Raw genomic sequence first — 681 nt, 5'->3', positions numbered from 1 at the left:
CTTGCCGACAGGATGCAGCCCGTAGGGAAAGGCAATGTCGCCGGCAAGCTTGCGAAAATCACCGCCTGCCGCGTCTCGCTTCCAGAGCGAACCGGACGCGCCCTTCTTCATCAGATCGGCGGCCCATTGCGATGGCGCATGCTCGGCCGAGCCGTTCGCCAGCCACAGCGTGCCGTCATCCGCATAGGCTAGTGCGGTGATGCAGCTGATCCCGGCCGGCAGTGAAACGTCGCTGCCGCCAATCAGCAACTTGCCGCTTTCCAGCCCGACCGTCAGTTCGCCCAATGGCGACAGCGCCAGCGCGGTGACGGCAGACGGAAAGGTCTCGACCACGACAGGTTGCGCTCCAGCAGCAATCGAATGGATGGCGTTGCCGCTGGAGACCAGCAGCCTGTCACCGGTAACCAGCAGATTATCCGGTTCCGTCAGCTCGGCAAAAGCCGGCGCATCATCCAGCCGCGTATTGGGGCGAAAAGCGCCGTCGAGCGGCGGGATGGTCACCGCCTTGCCGCGGAACAGGTCGAGCACCGGGTCGAGGATCATGGCTTTGCTCCCCAATAGGAAGCGGGGCTGGTCCAGTTCGGGTCGGCGCCTGCAATCTTGTAGCGGCCGATGCGGTTGTTGAGGATGCCGCCGACGAACAGATACCCCTTGTGCTCGCGCATCGAGGTGACCATCGGG

Annotated in this window: 1 pseudogene; it reads right to left on the bottom strand. The window is 64.0% G+C overall.

Annotated features, from left to right (window positions below):
* Positions 1–543: pseudogene (locus EN925_RS38455) on the bottom strand (hypothetical protein); the annotation flags it as partial.
* Positions 544–681: the final 138 nt, after the last annotated feature.

It is taken from the genome of Mesorhizobium sp. M7A.F.Ca.US.006.04.2.1 (genome assembly GCF_004022915.1).
GTDB lineage: Bacteria > Pseudomonadota > Alphaproteobacteria > Rhizobiales > Rhizobiaceae > Mesorhizobium > Mesorhizobium ciceri.
The sequence above is the reverse complement of the archived record's forward strand: the minus strand, read 5'-3'. Positions and strand labels throughout refer to the sequence as shown.